This window comes from Magnetococcus marinus MC-1, assembly GCF_000014865.1.
Classification (GTDB): domain Bacteria; phylum Pseudomonadota; class Magnetococcia; order Magnetococcales; family Magnetococcaceae; genus Magnetococcus; species Magnetococcus marinus.
This window is the reverse complement of sequence record NC_008576.1, coordinates 2,936,661-2,958,839: the sequence shown is the minus strand read 5'-3', so window position 1 is coordinate 2,958,839 and position 22,179 is coordinate 2,936,661. Positions and strand designations below refer to the sequence as shown.

Sequence of the window (22,179 nt, the reverse complement as noted above, 5' to 3'; positions counted from 1 at the left end):
CATGTCCGCCAACGCCCTTAACCGGGCGGGTTGGGTGTGATCGAACCTTCTGCTTCACGCTCGGCGCGAATCTCCTCAATCATCCCCTCAATGGATTGTTCCACCTGGGCCATAAGCTGTTTGCGGGCATTTTTGGGTAGCCCTGCGGTGGGGATGGGTTTACCGATCTTAACCCGCACGGTGCCCGCTTTTTTTAACAATTGGCCCTTGGGCCAGTAGTAACCGGCGTCATGGGCCACGGGTACAATGGGGGCTTCGGCGGCCATGGCCAGCATGACCCCGCCGGGTTTGTAATCTCCTACCTGCCCGGCGGGCATACGTGTGCCTTCGGGAAAGATTAAAATACAGTCACCTTGCGCCATTGCGGCTTTACCTTCGGTGGCCAGCAGACGTAGGGCCTCGGTGCCATGGCTGCGGTTGATGAAAATTTGCTGGGTAGCGGCCAGCGCCCAGCCGAAGATGGGAATCCACTTCAGGCTACGTTTGAGGGCGAAGGCAAAAAAGGGAAAAAGGGTGTGAAAGGTGACGGTTTCCCACTCCGACTGATGTTTGCTGAGGATTACAAACGGGGCTGGTGGCAGGTTTTCTTGACCGCTCACCACATGTTTAAGCCCGCAAACCCATTTGAGCATAAACAGGTTATAATAAGCCCACTGCTTGGCCAGCCAGCGGCGAAAGGTCAGTGGCGTAATCGGCCAGACCAGGGTGATGAGCACGCCGTAGAAGAAAATACCAACGCAGAACATCGTAAAAAACAGGAGAGAACGTAACCACTGCACCATTGAAAAGAGCCTTCATAGGGTTATAATTGCATCGAGAGTGCCACACTTTTCAACATGGAAAAAGAGTATGCAATGGTTATAGCGCATTTTGAAAAAGAAGGGTATAATGCGCTACCCACAGCATGAAATTAGGATCTGAATTTCGGTTAACCCCCTTTTTGGTTTGTTGATGAGGTTGGTGGTTCATGAGTGTTACTATGTTGGTTCCTTATAAAGGAGAAAACCAACTCGCCGGTTATATGCAGCAGGTCGATAGCTACCCGATGTTGTCAGCGGAGGAAGAGTTTGAGCTGGCGGTGCGTTACCGAGAGCAGAATGACCTGGAAGCCGCGCATAAATTGGTGACCTCCTATCTGCGTTATGTGGCCAGTATTGCCAAGGAGTATCAAGGCTATTACGGCATTAAGTTTATGGATCTGGTGCAAGAGGGCTCGGTGGGGTTGATGCAGGCGGTCAAACGCTTTGACCCCCACAAGGGGTTTCGCCTCGCGACCTATGCCATGTGGTGGATTAAGGCTTCCATCCAGGAATTTGTACTGCACCATTGGTCGCTGGTTAAGATTGGTACCACCGCAGCCCAGCGCAAACTGTTTTTCAACCTGCGTAAATCCAAGGATACCTTGGAGCGTCTGGATGCCACTCAGGCAGAGGAGATGGGGCAGCGTTTTGGGGTAAGCGGCGAGGCGGTGTTGGAGATGGATGCCCGCTTGAGCGGTCCCGATGATAGCCTGAACCGTTGTTTGGTGGAGGGCGGTGAAGAGATCCAGAATATGCTGGCTGATAGTGCTCCGAATCAGGAGATGCGGCTGTTGGCGAGCGAGTCTGAACGTCTGCAACAGCAGATGATTAAACAGGCGCTGTCATTTTTAAGTGAGCGCGAGCAGATGATTGTTCGTGCCCGCATTATGTGTGCTGAGCCCGTCACGCTGGAGGTGCTGGGTGAGCGTTTAGGGGTCTCCCGTGAGCGTATTCGGCAGTTGGAGACGCGGGCTTTGAAAAAGCTGCGGGCCTTTTTTGAGGCCGATGGGGCTTCCTTAGAAGATTTAATGCCTGCCTAGAGCCACGCATTCAAGCAACCGCAAGAACACCAAAAAACCGGCCAACTGCCGGTTTTTTGGTGTGTATCTTGGTATGTAAAGGCAGCATCATAAAAACGGCATCACGGTTTCTTGACCCTAGGAGCGGCAATGCCAGCAGAGGAATGGTGATAGAGCCTGCCCGCGCTTCGCTGAGAATTTACGCTCAAGCGTGGACCCGTGAACGGTGGGCTCCCGTTTTTTTTTTGGCGAACGCTCGGCCAGGCTTGGGTCAGGATGTAATCAATGGATTTCGAAATAAAAAGTAACCAGCTCCATGAATTTAGAACGGTTTTCCCATGCATGACGATGCTGAAATGTCCTTGTAAACCTTTTTTCAGAAGGTGATTTTTGTGGCTGTATGGGGTGCCCTATGTCAAATTTTGCCATAGGAAGAGATCATGGCCGCCAATGTTAGCTCCTTTATAAGGCCGTTTGGTAAAGCGTGGCTGCGCCCGCTGGGGCGTCATCCGGCTTTGCCATCGGGTCGACGGCTGAGCAGAATAGGGGTGTAGCGCAGCAGTATCAACAGCATGGCGGCGCACCAAATGGCCGCCGAGAGCCAGTAGCTGGGACCCAGCAGCTCTTGCCAAAGCATGGGCAGGATCGACCGCACCAGCAGTGCCAGCATCAGCAGGCCATAGGCCAAAACCGTCCACGGATGGGGTTGGATGGGGCGGCCTGTATGGCCCAAAGCAACACGGGTGACAATGCCGATCAAAAACAACCCGCCCACACCAATGGTCCAGATGTGAAAGGCGGTGATCATGCGCACCACATCCAGTTTAAAGGGCATGGCCAGGAAAAAGAGCCCCATAGGGATGGTGAGATAGCCCACATGCATCACCCAAACAATGGGGGCGCTGAGGGTGCGATGGCCCTGCCAACGGGCCATGCGCAGCAGGTGTAAGGCGGCGGTAAGCAGATAGAGCAGGCCCATCCAGCGGTTTTCCATACCCACCAAAATCATACCGATCACCACCAACAAGGTCGCCAGCAGGGTGCTGTTTTCCAACCAGGGCAGGGGGGTATAGTCGGCTTGGCTATCGGTTCCGCTGCTTTTTAGCCAGTTGACGGTAAAGAGGGGAATAATACGTCCCCCCAGGGTGGCGGCAATAAGCACCAGGGCTGCCATGCCCAATTTGGGGCCGGTGCTGGCCCAGGGCGTGGGGATCAACTCCAGCGCCGTGGGCAGTGAAAGAATATGGAGTATGGCAAACAGGGCAAACGCCACCAATACGGCGCGATGCCAAGGATTGCTGGATTCCCCTACACGCCATAGCAAAAGCAGCAGCGCGGCCAAGGGGAAAAGTCCATCGGCCACACAGGCCCACCATGGGGGCAGCAGGCTTATGCTGAGCATGGCAATACGGCCCAGCAACCAGAGCAGTAGCAAAACAGCGGTTTGCCCAGGTGTGAGCAAAGGTTTGCCCATCCAGTTGCCCGCTGCGGTGAGTAAAAAGCCCACGCCAATGGCCCCGCAAAAGCCAAAAACCAGGGCGTGTCCATGCCAAAATACCGGCATCAAGGGGGTGTTTACCAACATGGGTACCAGGGGCCACCCCTCCGGCAGCAGCAGGGTGGCAACCCAGAGCGCCATGGCGAGAAGACCGTAGAGCAACCCAAACAGGAAAAAGGGGCGAAAGGGGGTGCCAAAAAGAGCAGGCATGGGAGCTCCAATCAAGAAAAGGGGCGAGGATTCTGGAACAATGTGGTGTGGGCTGCCGCTTACAAGAATGCGACCATGGGCTGCGGCCAGCCCTCCAAAAACGGGTGTTGGCTCGTCGAATCCTTCTCATAGCCGCCGCAAGCGATGCTGTTAAAGCCGATGTGTTATGGCGATGAGCTGCGCAATCCCAACTCCAGTAACGATACCACGCTATGCTCTAGGAAAGCGCGCGCACACCGTTTTTTTAAATCCGGTCTCAAACGGAGCGAGCATACCCCAAGGGAGGCATTTGATAGGCTCCCCTTGGCCGTTTCTTTAGTAAAGCCCAGAGGGAATGGAACCGCCATCGGTGGCGCTGCCCATAGGGCTGCCTTGCTGCATGGGGTCGCTGCGCCCATTGGGGTTAAATTGACGCATCTCTTGAGCGCGAACCTGACGATCTTCAGGTTTAAACGCTTCCAGCACCACCCGCTTGGTGGCATCGGTCACGGGGCCGCCACTGTCGCCATCCACCGACTCTAAATAGATGCCGGGAGGTACGGGGAAATCCACAATGGGGCGGTCTTTGAGTGCCTCTTGCATATAGTCGATCCAGATTGGCAACGCCGCACGGGCACCGGTCTCTTTATAACCCAGGGTAGCATAGTCATCTCGACCTACCCATACCGAGGTGACTAAGGAGGGGCTAAAGCCAAGGAACCAAGCGTCCCGCAGATCGTTGGTGGTGCCGGTTTTACCCGCCAAGGGACGGTTGATAACCCGCGCCTTTTGGCCGGTGCCATGGGTAATGACGCCCTTGAGCATGTTGGTGATCTGATAGGCTACCTGGGGCTCCATAACCTGTTCTCCAAACATATTTTCGTGGCCCTTGGGCAGATCTTTATCCCGCCCCTCTAACATGTTGGTGATGGAACGTTCGGTCTCTTTATGGCAGAGCTGGCAGTCGCCGCTACGATGGCGAAAAATGGTGCGTCCATAACGGTCTTGCACCCGTGCTATATAGACCGGCTCCACCAACTTACCGCCATTGGGAAAGGCTGCATAGGCTTGGGCCATCTCCATGGGTGAATAGTTCATGGTGCCCAGAGCGATGGAGAGATCTTGACGGGCTTCAGGAATATCCAGACCAAATTTTTCCACAAAAGGCACCACCTGCCGCACACCCAGGTTTTTTAGGAGGCGGATGGTCACCAAGTTGCGTGAATGTTCTAACGCTACCCGCAGCGTGGTTGGGCCGTAGAAGCGGCGTTCATAGTTTTCCGCTTTCCAGATCTTGCGCTCGCCGGTCACACTATCGCGATAGACAATGGGGATGGGTGCATCATCAATGCGGCTGGCCGGGGTGTAACCCTGGCTGAGAGCCGCAGCATAAATGAACGGTTTAAAGGCCGAACCGGGCAACCGTTTGGATTGGGTGGCGCGGTTATACTCACTGTTGGAATAGTCATACCCCCCCACCATGGCGATAATTTGCCCGGTGTTGGGGTCCATGCTGATGAGGGCGGCTTCGGCATCGGGCTCCTGCGCTAAAATAGCCTGATGGCCGGGCTCCAGATCCCCTTTGGCATTGGGGGTTAACGCCGGTTTAAGATCCACCAAAATGATGTCACCAGGTGATAAAATAGCGCTTATTTTATCAATGGCTTTGCCGGGCATTAAATCCTTTTCCGTGCGGGGTCTGGCCCAAGCGACAGCGGAGAAAGGTAAATCAAAAGTGTGCCCCTTGGCGAGCATGATTTTGGCCGCCCCCTGAGGGGGAACCTCCAACACCACGGCCTTCACAAAACCTTGCGTGGTGACCGGATCTTTTTCCACCTGCTCCAGCCATTTAGCGAGGCTGGCTTTATCCACACTCTCCAGTTTGCCCATAGGGCCCATATAACCATGCCGCTGGCTATAGGCCACCAGCCCATCCCGCACGGCTTGTTGGGCGGCCACCTGTAGGGTTGGGTCCAGGGTGGTGTAGACATCCAGCCCACCCCGGTAGAGACGGCTAGAGCCCCACTCTTCTAACAGGGTGCGCCGTACATGTTCCAGATAGTGGGGTGCAACCTGTTCCAGGGGCACCTGGGGGCGGGCTAACTCCAGGGGGCGGGCGGCCTCTTCAATGGCCTGTTCACGGGTGATTTGGCCCACGTCAAACATGCGCTGCAAGATCACCAATTGACGGGTTTTAGCGCGCTTTTCATAGTTCCATGGCGAGTAGCGAGAGGGCGCTTTGGGCAGCGCGGCCAGCATCGCCATCTGGGCAATGCTTAACTCTGAAACATCTTTATTAAAGTAGATGCGTGCAGCCGAGCCAACCCCATAGGCCCCGGCCCCCAGATAGATCTGGTTGATGTAGAGCTCCAAGATCTCCTCTTTAGTGAGGGTCTCTTCGATGCGCAGGGCAAGGATGGCCTCTTTAATTTTGCGGGTATAGCTTCGCTCGGCGGTGAGCAGAAAGGTTTTGGCCACCTGTTGGGTGATGGTCGAGGCCCCTTGCACCACCCGTCCAGCGATGGCGTTGGTGATAAAGGCGCGTAGGATGCCCACGGGGTCTAAGCCAAAATGGCTGTAAAAGCGGGCGTCCTCCGTGGCGAGGAAGGCGTTGACCAGCATGGGGGGAACATCTTTGATGGGAATAAATTTGCGTCGTTCAATGTAGAACTCGCCCATCAAACGATAGTCCCGCGCATAGACCCGCGTTACCAATGAAGGGTGATAATCCTGCAAGCTGCGCAGCGAGGGCAGATCGCGGGAAAATTTAAGATAGATGGACCAACCATAGATCCCCCCGCCCAGGGTCAGTAACAGCCCCAGCACAAAGAGACGCTTAAACCAGCGCCATATCCAACGGGATTTACGTTTTGGTTTCGCCGCACCTTTTGTCGGTGCACTCTTGTCTGTATGATTTTCCGGCATGGAGTGGTTTCGCCGTTCCGTTTTGGGTGAAATCAATGAACCTATGGCGCACCCCAAACCCTAGGGGCACTCAAAAGTGGATAGTTTACCGTTTATGAAGCTGTTCCAAAAGGTCACGCCGTGCATTTGGGCGCAGATTCTTCTATTTGGCCTCATTTTTTTGCTCACTCTACCGGTTTGGGGGGCAACAGCCCGGTTGGAGCAAGGCGCACAGGGCGAGATGACACTTTTTTTGCCCCTGGAGGCACTCTCTAAAGATCCCAAACTTTGCCAAGTGTTGGAGGGTTGGCCAGAATATGGACTGAGCTTACAGTGCCCCTCTGCGTTATGGCAACAGATTGCCCCGCCGGTGCTGGATAAAACCCTGCCAGCCACGCTACAGTGGCGGGATAACGGTGTGCTGCTGCTGCTCACAGCCCATGACCCCACGCCGCAATGGGCGCTAACCCCTCAAGGGTTGCGCTTGCAGTGGCGGTCGTCTCCGGCTGCTGAAGCCGATTCGCCCGCCGTGACCCATATGGAGGTGCAGTGGGACGAGCAAGCGTGGCATCTTTTTATTCAGGGGGATGCCCCCTTACCTGAGCCTCGTGTACAGTGGTTGCCTGCGACAGCGACGCTGGTGTTGGATTGGCCTCAGCTTAGCCATCGGCTGCCGCCCTTGCCCGGTGCCGATGCCTGGGTGCGGGGGCTGCAACTCAGTCACCATGAGGGTGGGCTGCGCTTAACGGTGGGGCTGCGGGATGCCAAGCAGCACTGGCGGCTGGAGCAGCGCGATGGTCGTTATCAAGTGACCCTCAGTCACAGCCGTTACCATAGTGCCCGGATGAAAGATCACGCCTTAGCCACCCCTTTGCCCAGCTATCAATTTGTCGCGGCCTCGCTGGCAGAAGCCGCGCATCTGTTGGCTCAGCAGGCACAATTAAGCTTGGTTGGGCTAGAAGGGTTGCAGGGGATCGTGGAAAATCAGACTTTTACCAGTACAGCAGCGGCTCAGGCTCTGGTACAGTTGCTGGATGCCTATGGCTGGTCACTGCAACCGCTGGAGGGTGAGGATCGGCTGCAAATTGTTCGTAGGCCCTAGTTTAATCAGGCTTCTTTAAGGGGGAGCCTTTGCCCTGTTGAGAGCATCTTATGTCCGTACGTGAAACCCTCTCCCTGGATCTGGGAGACCGCAGCTATGAGATCGTGATTGGTGAAAATGTGCTGGCCAGTTTGGGGGCGCGTTTAAAACCGATGCTCAAAGGTCGGCAGATTGGTTTAGTGACCAATGAGACCGTAGCCCCACTCTATGCTGAAACGGTCATTCGCAGCTTGGAAGAGGCGGGTTTTCAGGTCACACTGGTGATTTTGCCCGATGGCGAGCGCTATAAAAATTGGGAGACCCTCAATCTCATTTTTGATGCACTGATTGGTGCCAAGTTTGAACGCCAAGGGGCGATTGTGGCGCTGGGGGGCGGGGTGGTTGGGGATATGGCGGGTTATGCGGCGGCCTCATTACTGCGGGGGGTGCCCTATGTGCAGGTACCCACCACGCTGCTCGCGCAGGTGGATAGTTCGGTGGGGGGGAAAACCGGCATTAACCACCCCTTGGGCAAAAACCTGATTGGTGCCTTTTATCAACCCAAGTTGGTGTTGATGGATTTGGCGACCCTGCACACGCTGCCCAAGCGGGAGTTGTTGGCGGGACTGGCCGAGGTGATTAAGTATGGCATTATCTGGGATGAGGCCCTGTTTCAGCAGTTAGAGGAGCAATTAGAGCCCCTGCTGGCGCTGGATTATGGGGTGTTGGCTAAGGTGGTGCATCGTTGCTGTGTGATCAAGGCCGAGGTGGTGGCCAAGGATGAGCGGGAAACGGGGGTACGGGCCTTATTAAATCTGGGTCATACCTTTGGACATGCGATTGAAAATTTGGCAGGTTATGGTGAAAACCTGCATGGCGAAGCGGTCGGTATGGGCATGATGATGGCGGCGCACATGGCCTATCTGCGGGGCATGGTGGATGCCGCTTTGGTTGCAAGGGTGCGGGCTTTGATTGTGCGGGCGGGCCTGCCGGAGTTTCCCGCGCAGCGCCAGCCGTTGGCGGCCTATTTGGATGCCATGGGGCGCGATAAAAAGGTGGTCGCGGGTAAGATGCGTTTTGTATTGCCCACGGGTATGGGCGCTGCGGTAGTGGTGGATGATGTGACCGATGCCAGTCTGGCTCAGGTGTTAGCCCCCTATGCGTCGGATGTGCAAAACTAAATGGGGCGGCGTGGTACCCGCCATAGCACCCTGACCCCCCACGCCAGACGGGTGGCGGAGGTGCTCAGTCGGAGTGGTTTTCATCCCCACCCAGGCCCTATTGATCCCAAGGGTGGGCGGGGTGGGGTGTTGCGCATTAAACTTTCAGCGGATGCCAACCGCACTCGGGTGCGGGTGGCAGGGGGCGGGGTGCAAGAGCTCTATCTCTATGGTCAAGCGGATCTTCAGCAGGTGGAGCGGGTGCTCACGGCGGCCCTGGGCCAGCAGGTGCTGGAGGCGCTGGTGGATGGCCGTGGTGCATAAAAATACAGCCCCACGGTTGCATCCCCCGCCATACCTATAAGATCCAGCGTAGCCATGACGGTTTACCCGCCTTACTCAGCGTATGACCTTTTCAGTGGGGGTGGGGCCATATCGTTATGCGTTCCTGACAAGGCTGCTCTTATCATCTGTCATGGTGCGGGCGGATCAGTCGGGGGTTGGGCCGATCAATGCCTGCTCAGCGCCCCATTGGGCCGGTTGAATATGTACGACCCGCTCCTTAACCTGGGTGCGCCCCTCCACAAACAGCTTAACCGCCCACGGATAGAGCCGGTGCTCTTGGGTTAAAATGCGCTTGGCCAGATCTTCAGCACGGTCGCTGGGCAGTACAGGTACCACCGCTTGGGCGATAATAGGCCCTGCATCCACCTCTTCTTCCACAAAATGGACGGTACAGCCACTAAAACGCACCCCCGCATCAATGGCCCGCTGCTGCACATGCAGCCCTGCAAAAGCGGGCAGTAAAGAGGGGTGAATGTTGATCAACCGGCCCAAATAGTGGCGCACAAATAGGGGGGTCAATACCCGCATAAAACCAGCCAAACAGACCAACTCCACACCGGCATCATCCAGCGCGCGAATAAGTTCATGCTCAAAAGGGCTGCGGCCCTCAAAGGTTTTATGATCCACCACCCGCGTCTCAATCCCCGCCTCGCGGGCACGGGTCAGGCCATAGGCATCGGCCTTATTGCTAATCACCAAGGCGATCTCTGCGGGAATAAAACCGCTCTTAACCCCATCAATAAGAGCTTGCAGATTGCTGCCAGAACCCGAGATCAGTACACCAATACGAAAGCTTGCCCCGCTCATAGGATAACCACCCGTGCGTCACCCTCTTTACAGGAGGTGATTTCCCCCACCAGTTCGGCTTGCTCCCCGGCGGCGCGTAGCTGGGCCAGGGCGCTGTCGGCCTGGGTTGCGGGCACGATGACCAGCATGCCGAGACCACAGTTAAAGGTGCGCAACATCTCATCTTCAGCAATGTTACCAAGCTTTTGCAAAAGGTTAAATACCTCGGGCTGCTGCCAACAGCTGCGTTTGAGCAGCGCACCGGTAGCGTCGGGCAAAATGCGGGGGATATTCTCCCAAAAGCCGCCGCCGGTAATATGCACCAAGCCATGAATGGCGTGGGTTTTTGCCAACTCCAGCAAGGGCAATACATAGATGTGGGTAGGGGTTAACAGCACTTCACCCAAGGGTTTGCCATTAAAGTCGGCCTCCAAACCAGGGCCGCTCTGCCCCAATACCAATTTACGAATCAGGGAGTAACCGTTGGAGTGGGGACCCGAGGAGGCCAAACCAATAATGGCATCCCCCGGGCTGATATGGCGGCCATCAATAATCTTATGTTTATCCACCGCACCTACCGCAAAACCGGCCAGATCATATTCACCCTCGGTATAAAAACCGGGCATTTCGGCGGTTTCGCCCCCAATTAAGGCGCAACCCGCCGCGCGACAGCCCGTTGCGATGCCTTCAACCACCGTGGCGGCGGTTTCGGGGGAGAGCTTGCCACAGGCAAAATAATCTAAAAAGAAAAGCGGCTCGGCCCCCTGAACCACCAGATCGTTAACCGACATCGCCACCAAGTCAATGCCCACGGTGTCATGCTTACCGGTGAGAAAAGCCAATTTTAATTTGGTGCCTACGCCATCGGTGGCCGAGACCAAGACGGGGTCTTGATATTTACGGGTGTCCAGATCAAACAGGGCTCCAAAGCCCCCCAGATCACTACGCACTTCGGGGCGGTGGGTGGATGCCACCGAGCGCTTGATCATAGAGACCAGACGGTTACCTGCGTCGATATCAACCCCTGCATCACGGTAAGTCATGCCGCTGGGTGAGGAGGCGTCTTGATTGTGGGCCATGAAAAGTTCCGTTTTAGCCTTTGTTGTGTGGATACGGGGGGGTAATATAAAGCGTTGGTCGGCTACGCTGCAACGCCGAACGCCCCAACACGCGGGGCTTGGTTACAGACGTTCAGCAGACGTTGGCTTGGGGCGATTATAAGCTGCGACTGTGGCTCTCGCAACACGATTCCACTCTTGATGGACCGGAAGCGCATGTTCTTGATGAAATTGACTCCGCAAACGGGCCTGGTTGCCCTTGTATTTACGCTTACCCTGCTGGTAACGCTGACGGCAAGGCCGCTACAGGCCCAGCAGCAAGATAGCTCTATCTATCAGGTAGAAAGTGTCCGGGTCAGGGTGACACTGCCGCTGCCTAAGCAGCAGAGCAGCCCCCGGGCGGTGGGACTGTGGCGGGGTAAAAGCATTGCGCTGGATCGTCTGTTTAGCCGCATGATTGGTCTGTCAGAACGCCAAGAGCAGCATGATTTTTTACGAGGGCTATATAAAGATGTGGATAAACTGACCAAGCGCATAACCGTCAACAGCGAAAAGTGGCAACCCGATGGGAGCGCCGTAGACCTTATCCTCTCGGTCACTTTTTCCCGCGAGCAGGTGCGTAGCCGCCTCGATGGGCAGGGGGTCAACTACTCCGAGGTGCCCTTTCCCCCCATTTTGTTGATTACCATGCAGCGGGATAGCGATAAAGTCTCTGCGTTTGATCACGCTTTGATGGAAGCTGTCCAGTTTCACGGCGAGCAGATTGGCATGCAGATCTTTACACCGTTGGAAGATACGGTGGATATGGTCAATCTTAAACCCGATAAAATTATTGCGGGCGATCCTTGGCTTTACCGTTGGGTGGCCCAGCGCTATGGGGTTAATCAGGTGTGGATGGTCAATGGTCAGGTCTACCGCAACCCCCCCGTCGACCTGTTTGATGCCCCCTTTTTTCAAAGCCAAGGACAGATTATTCATGGCGGCAATGGGCTTGCGGCCCAGCAGCGCCTGGGGCAGGCCACCAGCTATGCGGCCGATCAAGCGGATGCGGAGCGTTGCCATGCCGATCAGATCGCCAAACAGCTGATTGTACAGTTTCAAGAAGCCTGGATCAATCAGCACGCCAGCCGCTCCAGCATGCGCCACCGATTGGTGCTGGAGGTGGAGCATCGCATGGATCTTAAGCGCTATGCGCAGTTGGCCCAGCAGCTCCGGGAGCAGGCTGGAGTGGCCGCTTTGCGGGTGAGTGGCTTGAATAACCGGGGCGTGGTGTTGGAGCTGGATTATCAGGGCGAAGATAGTGCCCTGCAACGGGCCATTGTTAAGGCGGGCTGGCAGGTCCAGTTGGCCGAGGGGTACTGGGCGTTGAGTCCATTAAGTTTTCCAGCCCCTTTCAACGACCCCTTTGCCGGTCGCGTCGGGGGTGGCAGATGAACCTGCCCAACCTGCTCTCGTTTGCCCGGATTTTTATGGTACCCATATTTATCTGGTGCGTTTTTGAAGGGCATGGGCAGTGGGCGTTATGGATCTTTGTGCTGGCGGGTATCACCGACGCCTTGGATGGCTACCTCGCCAAGCGGTTGGGGCAGGTAACGGAGTTGGGCGGTTTTTTGGACCCTCTTGCGGATAAAATGCTGCTAATTGCGGGCTTTGTCACCCTAACTTGGACCCACCAAATGCCCCTATGGTTAACCCTGCTGGTGGTTACGCGGGATCTGATTATTATTGGCGGAGCCATCCTCTACCAGATCACCACCGGGGATTTAAAAATGGAGCCTCTGTTTATCAGCAAAATTAATACAGCGGCGCAAATCATGGTGTTAGGGATGGCCATGGCCCATCACAACTATGGTTGGTTTGAGGGGGGGGTGGCGATCATGGTGTGGGTGGTGATGGTGACCACGGTGGTTTCTGGTGTCGCCTATATTTGGTCCTGGAGCCATCGTGCCGAGGGGCATGGGGTGACAACCGGTTTTTTTGGTGGACGGGAATAATGCACACAGGTTCAGCGCAACTGTTGATCGCTTTTCCTCTGGATCCGGTACTCTCGTGGGAGAACCTGGTGGTGGGGGCGCATAATACCATCGCCATCCATGGGGTGCGTCAGTTGGAAGCGGCCAAGGTGCCTGGGTTAATCTTAACCGGCGCAGCCGGGGCGGGAAAGACCCATCTTTTACAGGCGGCGGTGGCTTCGGTGCGGGCCCAATATGGTGAACATGCTGCGGTTTATCTGGATCTGGCAACCTTATCCAAGCACTTGGAAAATCAACCAAAAGCCCATAGCGAGGCGCTGCTATCTCGCTTTATTGACCGCTATGGCAGTTGTCGTTTGGCTGCCATTGATGAGTTGGAGCTGTTGGAACATGCGGTGGGTTTGCAAGAGGGGGTGCTCTACCTCTACAACCGTTTGCGGGTGGCGGGGGGGCATCTATTAGGGGCTGGGCGTGAGGATCCGAGCACGATGAGCGGTTTGCGCGATGATCTGCGTTCGCGGTTGTTGTGGGGGCCGGTGCTGCATATTGATGAGCCCGATGAGGTCGCCTTGGGGCAGATTATGGATAAAATGGCGGCTGACCGGCAACTGCGCCTGAGTGAAGCGGTGCGCCATTTTTTGTTGTTACGCTTGCCCCGCAGTGTGCCGGTTTTTGCGCAGACCATCCAGCGCTTGGATGAGGAGGCGCTGCGACAGCAGCGCGCCCTGACGGTACCCTTAGCTAAAGAGGTGTTAGGTCTGTAGGGTGTGTGGGTCGCCCTTTGTCAAGGCACCATAGCGGGCTGGCGAGGAGGCGTCTAGCCTGTGGGGTGAAAGGGTTAAAATGCTCTATTTGGTGTTGGTTTCGGCCTTTGCGGGACTGTTTGCCGGGGTGGTTGCCGGTCTGTTTGGGGTGGGGGGTGGCATTGTCTTGGTGCCAACCCTGCTGCTGCTGTTTGTTTGGTATGGGGTGGATACCGGGGTGGTGATGCAGATGGCGGTGGCGACCTCGCTGGCGACCATTATTGTGACCAACATCTCTGCCTCCTGGCACCATCATAAAAAGGGTGCGGTGTTGTGGCCTATGGTAGGGTGGTTTGCTCCGGGGCTGCTGTTGGGGGCTTGGAGTGGGGCATGGCTGGCGGCCTGGATGGCGGGTGAGCATCTACGCATTCTGTTTGCCCTGTTTGAGATGGCGGTGGGGCTTAAAATGCTCACCGCCAGCCGGGATGGGGGTGGGGCTGGGCTGCACTGGCCCCGTTGGAGCCGCCCCCTCATAGGGGGGGTGATCGGGGGCATTAGCACACTGTTTGGTATTGGCGGGGGTACCCTGTCGGTGCCCACACTAAGCCTGCTGTTTGGGTTGTCGATGCAGCGGGCGGTTGCCACCTCTTCGGCCATGGGGTTGGTCTTGGCGCTGTTTGGCACCGTTGGGTTTATGCAGGCGGGCCAGGGGGTCGCGCAACGGCCCGATTGGTGTGTGGGATTTGTTGCGTGGCCGGTCTTTTTGGGGATCATCACGGCGACTTTGCTCACCACCCCGCTGGGGGTTAAATGGGCCCACGCCATGGATGGGGTTAAGCTCAAGCGGGGCTTTGGCCTGTTTTTGCTGCTGGTGGGGGTGAAAATGTTGATGGGGTAAAGAGGGCTTGCTCCCTTGCCCCTTGCTAAGGTGATTTAGCCATGGGTGTGATGGGCTTGCTCATGGGGAGGGCTCGCAACCGTTGCGTGGCGTTCAATCAAGCCCAGTGGAAAAAAGATAAGGAGTCCTGTCATGCCTATATCGACCCAAGAGCAGGCAGAGCGCTATGCGCGGGATCTGTTCCAACGCTCCTTGGCGCTTAAAGCACGCATGCTGGAGGGAGCCTATATGGCCCAGCTCGCCAGCATGGGTCAGGTTATTGCCAACGCCTTGGCTGCTGGTAACAAGCTGCTGCTATGTGGCAATGGAGGCTCAGCGGCAGACGCCCAGCATTTGGCGGCTGAGCTGTTGGTGCGGCTGCGCTCTCATATCAATCGCCCCGGCTTGCCCGCTATGAGTCTGGCCATGGATGCCTCTGCCATGACCGCCTGTGGTAACGATTACAGTTACGCAGCCTACTATGGGCGTATGGTGCAAGCTTTGGGGGTGGCCGGGGATGTGTTGCTGGGCATTACCACCTCGGGGCGTTCCCCCAATGTGTTGCATGCGCTGGAGCAGGGGCGTAAGCAGGGGTTGATTACCATGGGGTTGCTGGGGGGGGATGGTGGCCCAGCTTTAGCCCTGTGTGACCATGCGTTGGTGGTGCCGGATAAAGAGACGGGCCGGGTGCAAGAGATGCATATTACCGCAGGGCATGTGCTGATGGAGCTGACCGAGGAGTTTTTATTGACCCAAGGCTATATTGAAGCGGAAGGATAGGCGATGCCTGAACTCTATGTGGTGGGCGCGGGGGGGCATGCCAAAGTGGTGGCGGATGCGGCGGCGCTGGTGGGGCGGTGGCGTACCATTACCTTGTTGGATCGCTGCTCCGCCCCTTATCAGGTGGGACCGTGGCCGGTATTGCCTGAGGAGCGGGTGTCACAGCGTGAGGGGGGCCACCACGGTGATTTCATTGTCGGGGTAGGGGATAACGCCTTACGCCTCAGACTGCACCAGCGTTTTGTAGCGTTGGGGTTACGTGCGGTTACGGTGGTTCATCCTGCGGCCACAGTTAGCCCTTGGGCGCGGCTTGGCGCGGGCAGTTTTGTGGCCGCGCGGGCGGTGGTGCAGGTGGATGCGCTGGTGGGGGAGGCGGTGGTGGTGAATACCGCTGCGGTGGTGGAACATGATTGCCAGCTGGCCGATGGGGTGCAGATTGCCCCCGGTGCGGTGTTGGGTGGCGGGGTAGAGGTTGGCGCACGGAGTCTGGTGGGTATGCACGCAGTGGTCAAGATGGTGGTGCGTATTGGTGCCGATGTGACGGTGGGCATGGGTGCGGTGGTACTGCATGGCGTAGGCGATGGGGCGCGGGTGGTGGGGGTGCCTGCGCGTTTGCTGGGGTGAGCTTGAGGGGGTTGGTGGCTGAGTTTGGGGCAGGGTTTGGCGTCAATATTTCTCTTTAATTTAAGGGTGCCTATAGAATGAATTTTACTTTTATAAAGTTTAGATATGGTTTGAATGTTCGCAAGTTGGGTGTGGTTTTGGCGCTGCTGTGGATCGCCTGTTGGCTACCCCAAGCGGGTTGGTGTGGGGAGGCCGCAAGCCTTGGTAGCACTGTGCAGGGCATAAAGGATAGAGGCGTGTTGCGCTGCGGGGTGGAACAGAACACCCTTACCATGTCGGCGATGGATCGGGATGGGGAGTGGCGCGGTTTTATGGTGGATCTGTGCCATGCCTTGGGGGTGGCGCTCTTGGGGACCACCCAAGATGTGGAGATCATTGAGGTCAATAAACATCTACGCTATGAAGCACTTAAGGGCAATGCCTATGATGTGCTCATGAGCAACAGTACTTGGACTTTGACGCGTGAAACGGCACTTGGGGTCCGTTTTGTTACCCCTTACCTCTTTGATGGCCAGGGCTTTTTGGCCCACCTTAAACAGGGGCGCACCCGTTTGAGCGCCTACGATAAAGCCAATATTTGTGTGCTGGATAGTACCACCTCGCTAACCAATCTTAAAGCACTGTTGGCCCAGCACTACCCCCACTTTACCCTGACCAGTTTTGTCACGTTGGAGCGCATGCGCGAGAGTTTTTTTAGCGGTAATTGCGACATGCTTAGTTCTGATCGGTTGGTTTTAGCCTCGGAACAATTGGTGCGGGGGGGCGAGCAGGGGGCTTATCATATCTTAGAGGATATTATTTCCCGCGAGCCCTTGGGGCCGTATGTGCGACAAGGCGATGAACAGTGGTTTTCACTGCTTCGTTGGTTGGTGCAGGGGCTATTATTGGCCGAACATAAGGGGGTTACGCGGGATAATGTGGATAAATTGGCGGGGACCACTGAAGATCGTGAAATTCAGCATCTGTTAGGGGTGGTGGGCAATGCCCATCAAGCGTTAGGGGTGGATGCCCAATGGATGCGGCGGGTGATACGGGTCGTGGGTAACTTTGAAGAGATTTATCAACGTAACTTAGGGGCATTGGCTCAGTTGGGGGTGCGTCGAGGCTATAATGGGTTGTGGTACAAGGGGGGGTTGCACTATGTGCCACCTTTCCAATAAATGATTTCGCGAGATTGGGGTCGAGTAAAGCGTCTTGATTGGGGTGCTCAAAATGGCTGAGCAAGCGCCAAAAGAGAGCCAAGAGTCAAGCCCAAGCCTTACGCTGCCACCAGACCCTGGGCCTTTGCGCTTGGTTCGCAGTGTGGGCGTGCAGATGTTGCTTATGCTGGTGGTTTTGTCGGGTTTGGTGTTGTCGGCACTGCTGCTTAGTGAGAGTGCCTTTGAGCATATGCAGCGCCGTGTCGATTATATGGTGACAACGGATCTGGAAAGTTTAGTGGCCACCGCTGAGTTGGCCAATGAGAGCGCCGCCCATGCGGCTGCGGCCCCAGCTTTGGCGGCGGCTAAAAATGATTTTTCCCGCATGGCGGTAATGGACCAATTGATGGATTGGCAACGTCTGTTGGCCCGTTCCATCTCGGGGGTCAAAAAAATGCAGCGGGTCGCTGCGGATGAAGAGCGGGGGCGCTATCTAAAAGCGGTTATCAGTCACCGTGATGATCTGCTGGATAATCTCTATGCGCTTGATGGTGTGGTGGCCAGACGCATTGCTCTTGATCAGCAACTTGCCGAAAAAATGTTAATATTGCAGCGTAATGATGAGTCGCTGGCCCGTCTGTTGCCCACCGTGAAAACCCAACAAACCCCACAATTTCAGGTAAATCTCTTGGCTTTTGGGGCGACCTTTCACAGCATGAGCGCGATTTTGCACTCGGCGATGCAAAGTGACTCCCGTGGGCGGCTTAAACGGTTGCAAAAACGGGTGATGGATGCCCACCAGTTAGCCCATGACTACTACGATAGCTTGCATCTGGAGTCGGAGCAGCTGGCGCCCTTTTTTGATGCCATTCATGAACTGTTGGAAGGTCCTGCCAATCTCTTTCAATTGCGTTTAGAGGCGTTGGATGTGCTCAAAAAACAGCGAGGATTGCTGCAACGTAACAAGCAATTGGCCTCGCAGTTTAATGAAACCGTGGCGCGTTTGTTTGATCTGGTGCGGTCCGATGTGCGCCGACAAACCGCCCAAGTCAAAGAGGTGGCTAAACAGAGTTCACAGCATCTTAGAGGCATTGCCGCAGTGGCGTTAGTGGCCATCGTGATCGGGGTGATGATGGTGCGGTGGCGCTTGGTGGTGCCCCTGGATCAGCTACACAGCGCGATTGTGGAGCATCTACGTGGGAATACCCGCTCCACAGTGCGACAAAGCGGAAAAAATGAAATTGCCCGTATTAGCCAAGGGTTGGCCTACTTTATTGCGCTGATTGATCAGCGGGAGCGGGCCTTGCGCTGGGCCAAAGAGGCCGCCGAACAGGCAGCCCAGGCCAAGAGTGAGTTTCTCGCCAATATGAGCCACGAAATTCGTACCCCGATGAACGCCATTACCGGTTTGACGGGGCTCTGTCTAAAAACCGATCTCAACAGCAAACAGCGGGACTATTTGACCAAGGTGGAGGGGGCAGCCCGTTCGCTGCTGCGCATTGTCGATGATATTCTGGATTTCTCAAAGGTAGAGGCCGGTTGTTTGGTGTTGGAAGAGACCGATTTTGAGCTAGAGAGTGTTTTTGACCATCTTTCGACCATGATCTCCCAAAAGGCCCATGAAAAGGGGCTAGAGGTGGTCTATGGGGTGCCCCGCAGTGTGCCGACCTATCTGAGGGGGGATCCCCTGCGTCTGTCGCAGATATTGATCAATCTTGCCAGTAACGCCGTTAAGTTTACGGAAGAGGGGGATATCGTGGTGCAGGTAGCGGTGGATCGCTATCTGGAGGAGCAAGTGGTACTGCATTTTAGCGTTAGGGATAGCGGTATGGGGATGAGTCAACCCCAACTGGAGCGGCTGTTCCACTCGTTTACCCAAGCAGATAGCTCAACCACCCGACGGTTTGGGGGGACAGGCTTGGGGTTAACCATCTCCAAACGGCTCGTGGAGATGATGCAAGGTAAAATTTGGGTAGAAAGTAGCCTAGGGCAGGGCAGCGCTTTTCACTTTACCGCATGTTTTCGTTATGACCCTGAGCGGGCCTTGGCCCCTTGTATGTTGACCTGGGCGTTGCAAGATAAACGGGCTTTGTTGGTGGATAATAATCCCACCTCCCGTGGATTTTTAAGAGAAATGATCGCCTCGTTCTCACTCAAAGTGCAGTTGGCCTGTGGGCTGGATGAGGGCATGCAAAAGTGCCATCAGGCACGGGATGAAGGGCATCCCTTTGATGTGGTGGTGCTGAATTTCAGCGCCGAGCAGGACAGCGCCACGGGGTTGGCGGTGTTGCAAGATCTACAGCGTTTGGGGGGTGATGAGGCCTTGCGGCGTACCTTGGTCATTGTGCCCGTTACTCAAGAAGCCTTGATCCGGGCGGCGGACCGCTTAGATGTAGGGGTGTTGCAGTTTAAGCCCATCTATCCTGCGGCGTTGCAGAGTGGCTTGACAGCGATTCTCTGCCCCCAACAGGATGACGATGGGGCTGCCCAGAAACTAACCCGACGATGCATATGGATTTACACGGCCTGCATCTGCTATTGGTCGAGGATAATGAGGTTAATCAATTGGTTGCCAGCGAAATCATCAAAGGGGCTGGGGCCGAGGTGAGCATCGCCAAGCATGGGCAAGAGGCGCTGGATTTGGTCCAGGTAAGCCGTTTTGACGCCGTGTTGATGGATCTGCAAATGCCGGTAATGGATGGTTATGAGGCTACACGGCTCATCCGCGCACAACCGGGTCTGCACGATCTGCCCATTATTGCCCTTAGTGCCAATGTTATGAAAGACCAAGTGCGCCGCTGTTATGAAGCAGGTATGAACGATCACCTGCCCAAGCCGGTGGATCCTAATGTGCTGTTTCGTCTGTTGGCGACCCATTTGGGGTTAGAGTCCAAACTGGAGCTGCGGGAAGATCCGCCGGATCAAGAGCAACTCGTGCAGCAAAGCCTGCAAGGTTTTCCTGCTCATCCCGCTGGGGTTGCGTTATCCCAAGCGCTGTTTTATGCCGATGGTCGGGTGGCTTTAATGTGCAAGCTGATGCAGCGGTTTAAGCAGGAACAACATGATGTGGTGGCACGTATACGGCAGCAGTTAGAGCTCGGGGCCTTGGCAGATGCCCAACGTTTGGCCCACACCCTAAAGGGGGCTGCGGGTACGCTTGGGGCGACCCTGTTGCAAGAAAAAGCCAAACAGTTGGAGTTAAGTATAAGACAAAAACAAGAATCGAGCCCAAGGGACAGCCTCGCCAGCTTCGCTGTTTTGGAAGATATGGAGGCAGCCTTGGCGCTGGTGTTACGCTCCCTTACTCAGATATTGGCATCCCCTGGGGCGTTGGCGTACCTAGAGAGTGAAACCATGCCTGGGGATGGTGCTGCCTATGACTGGCAAGAACAACTGGAGCATTTGCAGAAACTTATTGAAGATTATAATGCGGAGGCAGAAGATCTGGTGGCGCGCATGTTGGTCGCTTCGCCCCCCGCCCCGTTAATAGAGCCCCTGTCAGAGGTGATGCAAGCGGTGAGCGGTTTTGATTTTGCCTTGGCTGAAGTGCGCATGCAGCAAGTCAGGCAGCGGGTAACGGAGGTGTTTTCGGCATGATTTCCCAACAAGATGAGCAAGAGCCGCTGTTGCAGACGCTGCGCCAAACCCCCGGCTATGATCTGTCGTTGGGGCTGCACTATGCGGGGGGCAATACTGAACGTTTGATCCGGGTATTGGCGGTTTTTCAGCGTCAGCATCAACAGACCATCGCCCTTGTAGAAAGCCACTGGCAGCGTGGTGCCTATGACGCTTTGCAGCGTTTGGTGCATACGGTCAAAGGGGGAGCTTCGGCGGTGGGGGCGGTCTCATTGCAACATGCGGCCGAGGTATTGGATGGTGCCCTGAAAAAGGGCCTGCCCGATGCCGATCCGTTTGCCGCGATGCAGCAGCAATTGGCGCTAGAAATGAATCGGTTTTTGGCGGTTATCAGCCCCAAAACAGTGGTTGAAGGGGGCGCCGTAGGTGCCATTTTGCCACGCCAGCGAGAGCGCCTAGTGCAGGTATTAGAAATTGTCGAAGGTTATGATGCTATGGCCGGAGAGCAGTTGCAGCAGCTGCTGCACAGCGACACCCAATTGGCCGTCGATCATGGATTACAGCGTGTGTTGGATCTGCTTAATATATATGAGTTTGAACAGGCGGCTGAGCTGCTTAAAGGGTGGTTGCGGGATCATGCTGTCGACACTCCATAAAAGCCTGCCGTAGTTGGGCTTCATCAAGATGATAGCCGATTAAGACCATGCGGCTTATCTTTGGCTGAGTGCCCCAAACAGCGCCCTCGCGACCTTCAATCACATGATGCACCCCTTGGAAAATGTGTTGGGTGGCTTGCCCATGGATGTGCAAAATTCCCTTCATGCGCAGTAAGTCGTCCCCTTGCAAGGCCAACAGCCGGGTGATCCAGCGGATAAACAACGGGGCATCAATGGCGCCTTCTAGCGTCAGTGCGACGGCACGCACTGGCCCATGCTGGGGTTGCCCATGGAACAGCAGAGGGGTGGTGTCGGTGGATGGCGGTTGTTGGGGGTGGATCTCTTGGCGATGGGGCTGAAATCCGCCCAAATCCAGCAGCTTTGCCAAAGGCGCTTGAGCCTGTTCCACCAGCAGATAGGGGGCATGGTTGTTGAAGGGGCGAAGGGCGGCCAAGGCTGCGCTGGGGTCGGCCACCAGATCAATTTTATTGATTAAGAGCAGGTCGGCAAAGGCCACTTGAGTCTGACACTCACGACTTCGTTGGAGCTGTTGGGGTAGATGTAGGGCATCGCAGAGGGTAATAAAGCCGTCGAGACGGTAGTGGGTTTTAAGAAAGGGTTCGTGCAAAAAGGTCTGGGCAATGGGGCCGGGCGTCGCTAGGCCAGTGGTTTCGATAAGGATATGATCAATCTGCCCGGTGCGGGGTTGGAGCCGTTGCAGGGTGTTGAGTAAATCCCCCCGCATGGAGCAGCAGAGACAGCCATTACTCAGTTCAAAAAGATCTTCATCCGTTTGCATAATTAAATCTTGATCAATACCAATACGGCCTAACTCATTAACGATCACCGCCACCCGCCTATGTGGGGTATGGCTCAAAATATGGTTGAGTAGCGTGGTTTTGCCACTGCCGAGAAAGCCGGTCAAAACCGTAACAGGGGTCGTGGTCATGGTCCGTGTCTGGGTGGTCGGT

20 protein-coding genes are annotated in these 22,179 nt (G+C 55.8%); 14 read left to right on the top strand and 6 right to left on the bottom strand.

From position 1 onward, the window contains the following. Nucleotides 1-17 precede the first annotated feature (17 nt). A complete protein-coding gene (locus MMC1_RS11915; RefSeq protein WP_011713945.1) occupies nucleotides 18-782 on the bottom strand; it encodes a lysophospholipid acyltransferase family protein in 765 nt (254 codons plus the stop codon). A 185-nt stretch (nucleotides 783-967) separates the two neighbouring features. On the opposite strand from MMC1_RS11915, the gene rpoH reads away from it, so the two are divergent. Further along, nucleotides 968-1,840, top strand: a complete 873-nt coding sequence (rpoH, locus tag MMC1_RS11910) for an RNA polymerase sigma factor RpoH (protein ID WP_011713944.1) — start codon at nucleotides 968-970, stop codon at nucleotides 1,838-1,840. 484 nt (nucleotides 1,841-2,324) lie between these two features. Here the strand turns inward: rpoH and MMC1_RS11905 are convergent, their stop codons facing one another. Continuing rightward, nucleotides 2,325-3,527 carry an NnrS family protein gene (locus MMC1_RS11905; protein WP_011713943.1) on the bottom strand — a complete coding sequence of 401 codons (1,203 nt, stop codon included), beginning with the start codon at nucleotides 3,525-3,527 and terminating at the stop codon, nucleotides 2,325-2,327. A gap of 315 nt (nucleotides 3,528-3,842) precedes the next feature. Continuing rightward, the gene (locus tag MMC1_RS11900) at nucleotides 3,843-6,431 is read right to left on the bottom strand and encodes a penicillin-binding protein 1A (RefSeq protein WP_011713942.1); all 2,589 of its coding nucleotides are present in this window, start codon (nucleotides 6,429-6,431) and stop codon (nucleotides 3,843-3,845) included. Nucleotides 6,432-6,651: 220 nt separating this feature from the next. Here MMC1_RS11900 and MMC1_RS11895 point away from each other — a divergent pair, with 220 nt between their 5' ends. Genes MMC1_RS11895 through MMC1_RS11885 form a run of 3 tightly spaced genes read left to right on the top strand, consistent with a single transcriptional unit; the run spans nucleotide 6,652 to nucleotide 8,975 of the window. Beyond that, complete coding sequence (locus tag MMC1_RS11895) at nucleotides 6,652-7,512, top strand: hypothetical protein (protein WP_143711421.1); 861 nt, start codon at nucleotides 6,652-6,654, stop codon at nucleotides 7,510-7,512. A gap of 50 nt (nucleotides 7,513-7,562) precedes the next feature. After that, on the top strand, nucleotides 7,563-8,672 hold the full coding sequence (gene aroB / locus MMC1_RS11890; protein ID WP_011713940.1) for a 3-dehydroquinate synthase: 1,110 nt from the start codon (nucleotides 7,563-7,565) through the stop codon (nucleotides 8,670-8,672). After that, complete coding sequence (locus MMC1_RS11885; RefSeq protein WP_011713939.1) at nucleotides 8,673-8,975, top strand: hypothetical protein; 303 nt, start codon at nucleotides 8,673-8,675, stop codon at nucleotides 8,973-8,975. It abuts the gene before it with no gap. A 165-nt stretch (nucleotides 8,976-9,140) separates the two neighbouring features. Here the strand turns inward: MMC1_RS11885 and purN are convergent, their stop codons facing one another. After that, nucleotides 9,141-9,803, bottom strand: coding sequence for a phosphoribosylglycinamide formyltransferase (gene purN / locus MMC1_RS11880; RefSeq protein WP_011713938.1), 663 nt, complete (start codon nucleotides 9,801-9,803; stop codon nucleotides 9,141-9,143). Further along, the gene (gene purM, locus MMC1_RS11875) at nucleotides 9,800-10,861 is read right to left on the bottom strand and encodes a phosphoribosylformylglycinamidine cyclo-ligase (RefSeq protein ID WP_011713937.1); all 1,062 of its coding nucleotides are present in this window, start codon (nucleotides 10,859-10,861) and stop codon (nucleotides 9,800-9,802) included. Before purM ends, purN begins: the two co-directional genes overlap by 4 nt. A gap of 204 nt (nucleotides 10,862-11,065) precedes the next feature. Here purM and MMC1_RS11870 point away from each other — a divergent pair, with 204 nt between their 5' ends. From MMC1_RS11870 to MMC1_RS11830, 10 genes are all read left to right on the top strand, one after another. Further along, entirely contained in the window at nucleotides 11,066-12,274 is a 1,209-nt protein-coding gene (locus MMC1_RS11870; protein ID WP_041641205.1) for a DUF2066 domain-containing protein, read from the top strand. Further along, nucleotides 12,271-12,834 carry a CDP-alcohol phosphatidyltransferase family protein gene (locus tag MMC1_RS11865; protein ID WP_011713935.1) on the top strand — a complete coding sequence of 188 codons (564 nt, stop codon included), beginning with the start codon at nucleotides 12,271-12,273 and terminating at the stop codon, nucleotides 12,832-12,834. Before MMC1_RS11870 ends, MMC1_RS11865 begins: the two co-directional genes overlap by 4 nt. Continuing rightward, nucleotides 12,834-13,577 (top strand): DnaA/Hda family protein, encoded by a 744-nt coding sequence (locus MMC1_RS11860; RefSeq protein ID WP_011713934.1) that lies wholly within the window; start codon nucleotides 12,834-12,836, stop codon nucleotides 13,575-13,577. The genes MMC1_RS11865 and MMC1_RS11860 overlap by 1 nt, the downstream gene beginning before the upstream one ends. Before the next feature lie 79 nt (nucleotides 13,578-13,656). Further along, nucleotides 13,657-14,454 (top strand): sulfite exporter TauE/SafE family protein, encoded by a 798-nt coding sequence (locus MMC1_RS11855; RefSeq protein WP_011713933.1) that lies wholly within the window; start codon nucleotides 13,657-13,659, stop codon nucleotides 14,452-14,454. 132 nt (nucleotides 14,455-14,586) lie between these two features. After that, nucleotides 14,587-15,213, top strand: a complete 627-nt coding sequence (locus MMC1_RS11850; RefSeq protein WP_011713932.1) for a D-sedoheptulose-7-phosphate isomerase — start codon at nucleotides 14,587-14,589, stop codon at nucleotides 15,211-15,213. 3 nt (nucleotides 15,214-15,216) lie between these two features. Then, entirely contained in the window at nucleotides 15,217-15,837 is a 621-nt protein-coding gene (locus MMC1_RS11845; RefSeq protein ID WP_011713931.1) for an acetyltransferase, read from the top strand. A gap of 77 nt (nucleotides 15,838-15,914) precedes the next feature. Beyond that, complete coding sequence (locus tag MMC1_RS11840; RefSeq protein ID WP_011713930.1) at nucleotides 15,915-16,997, top strand: transporter substrate-binding domain-containing protein; 1,083 nt, start codon at nucleotides 15,915-15,917, stop codon at nucleotides 16,995-16,997. A 52-nt stretch (nucleotides 16,998-17,049) separates the two neighbouring features. After that, nucleotides 17,050-19,584 (top strand): ATP-binding protein, encoded by a 2,535-nt coding sequence (locus tag MMC1_RS20185; protein ID WP_011713929.1) that lies wholly within the window; start codon nucleotides 17,050-17,052, stop codon nucleotides 19,582-19,584. Next, nucleotides 19,488-20,573, top strand: coding sequence for a response regulator (locus tag MMC1_RS20180; RefSeq protein ID WP_049757673.1), 1,086 nt, complete (start codon nucleotides 19,488-19,490; stop codon nucleotides 20,571-20,573). The genes MMC1_RS20185 and MMC1_RS20180 overlap by 97 nt, the downstream gene beginning before the upstream one ends. Then, nucleotides 20,570-21,208, top strand: a complete 639-nt coding sequence (locus MMC1_RS11830; protein ID WP_011713927.1) for an Hpt domain-containing protein — start codon at nucleotides 20,570-20,572, stop codon at nucleotides 21,206-21,208. The genes MMC1_RS20180 and MMC1_RS11830 overlap by 4 nt, the downstream gene beginning before the upstream one ends. Here the strand turns inward: MMC1_RS11830 and MMC1_RS11825 are convergent. After that, nucleotides 21,168-22,157 carry a CobW family GTP-binding protein gene (locus tag MMC1_RS11825; RefSeq protein ID WP_011713926.1) on the bottom strand — a complete coding sequence of 330 codons (990 nt, stop codon included), beginning with the start codon at nucleotides 22,155-22,157 and terminating at the stop codon, nucleotides 21,168-21,170. The genes MMC1_RS11830 and MMC1_RS11825 overlap by 41 nt on opposite strands. Between the last annotated feature and the right edge of the window lie 22 nt (nucleotides 22,158-22,179).

What these genes read in the sequence shown, in the direction of transcription:
- rpoH (WP_011713944.1), top strand. Translation starts at nt 968, where the DNA reads ATGAGTGTTACTATGTTGGTTCCTTATAAAGGAGAAAACCAACTCGCC.
- MMC1_RS20180 (WP_049757673.1), top strand. Translation starts at nt 19,488, where the DNA reads ATGGATTTACACGGCCTGCATCTGCTATTGGTCGAGGATAATGAGGTT.
- MMC1_RS11855 (WP_011713933.1), top strand. Translation starts at nt 13,657, where the DNA reads ATGCTCTATTTGGTGTTGGTTTCGGCCTTTGCGGGACTGTTTGCCGGG.
- MMC1_RS11915 (WP_011713945.1), bottom strand. Translation starts at nt 782, where the DNA reads ATGGTGCAGTGGTTACGTTCTCTCCTGTTTTTTACGATGTTCTGCGTT.
- MMC1_RS11895 (WP_143711421.1), top strand. Translation starts at nt 6,652, where the DNA reads ATGACACTTTTTTTGCCCCTGGAGGCACTCTCTAAAGATCCCAAACTT.
- MMC1_RS11860 (WP_011713934.1), top strand. Translation starts at nt 12,834, where the DNA reads ATGCACACAGGTTCAGCGCAACTGTTGATCGCTTTTCCTCTGGATCCG.
- MMC1_RS11845 (WP_011713931.1), top strand. Translation starts at nt 15,217, where the DNA reads ATGCCTGAACTCTATGTGGTGGGCGCGGGGGGGCATGCCAAAGTGGTG.
- aroB (WP_011713940.1), top strand. Translation starts at nt 7,563, where the DNA reads ATGTCCGTACGTGAAACCCTCTCCCTGGATCTGGGAGACCGCAGCTAT.
- MMC1_RS11865 (WP_011713935.1), top strand. Translation starts at nt 12,271, where the DNA reads ATGAACCTGCCCAACCTGCTCTCGTTTGCCCGGATTTTTATGGTACCC.
- purM (WP_011713937.1), bottom strand. Translation starts at nt 10,861, where the DNA reads ATGGCCCACAATCAAGACGCCTCCTCACCCAGCGGCATGACTTACCGT.
- MMC1_RS11900 (WP_011713942.1), bottom strand. Translation starts at nt 6,431, where the DNA reads ATGCCGGAAAATCATACAGACAAGAGTGCACCGACAAAAGGTGCGGCG.
- MMC1_RS11850 (WP_011713932.1), top strand. Translation starts at nt 14,587, where the DNA reads ATGCCTATATCGACCCAAGAGCAGGCAGAGCGCTATGCGCGGGATCTG.
- MMC1_RS11870 (WP_041641205.1), top strand. Translation starts at nt 11,066, where the DNA reads ATGAAATTGACTCCGCAAACGGGCCTGGTTGCCCTTGTATTTACGCTT.
- purN (WP_011713938.1), bottom strand. Translation starts at nt 9,803, where the DNA reads ATGAGCGGGGCAAGCTTTCGTATTGGTGTACTGATCTCGGGTTCTGGC.
- MMC1_RS11840 (WP_011713930.1), top strand. Translation starts at nt 15,915, where the DNA reads ATGAATTTTACTTTTATAAAGTTTAGATATGGTTTGAATGTTCGCAAG.
- MMC1_RS11885 (WP_011713939.1), top strand. Translation starts at nt 8,673, where the DNA reads ATGGGGCGGCGTGGTACCCGCCATAGCACCCTGACCCCCCACGCCAGA.
- MMC1_RS11905 (WP_011713943.1), bottom strand. Translation starts at nt 3,527, where the DNA reads ATGCCTGCTCTTTTTGGCACCCCCTTTCGCCCCTTTTTCCTGTTTGGG.
- MMC1_RS11830 (WP_011713927.1), top strand. Translation starts at nt 20,570, where the DNA reads ATGATTTCCCAACAAGATGAGCAAGAGCCGCTGTTGCAGACGCTGCGC.
- MMC1_RS20185 (WP_011713929.1), top strand. Translation starts at nt 17,050, where the DNA reads ATGGCTGAGCAAGCGCCAAAAGAGAGCCAAGAGTCAAGCCCAAGCCTT.
- MMC1_RS11825 (WP_011713926.1), bottom strand. Translation starts at nt 22,157, where the DNA reads ATGACCACGACCCCTGTTACGGTTTTGACCGGCTTTCTCGGCAGTGGC.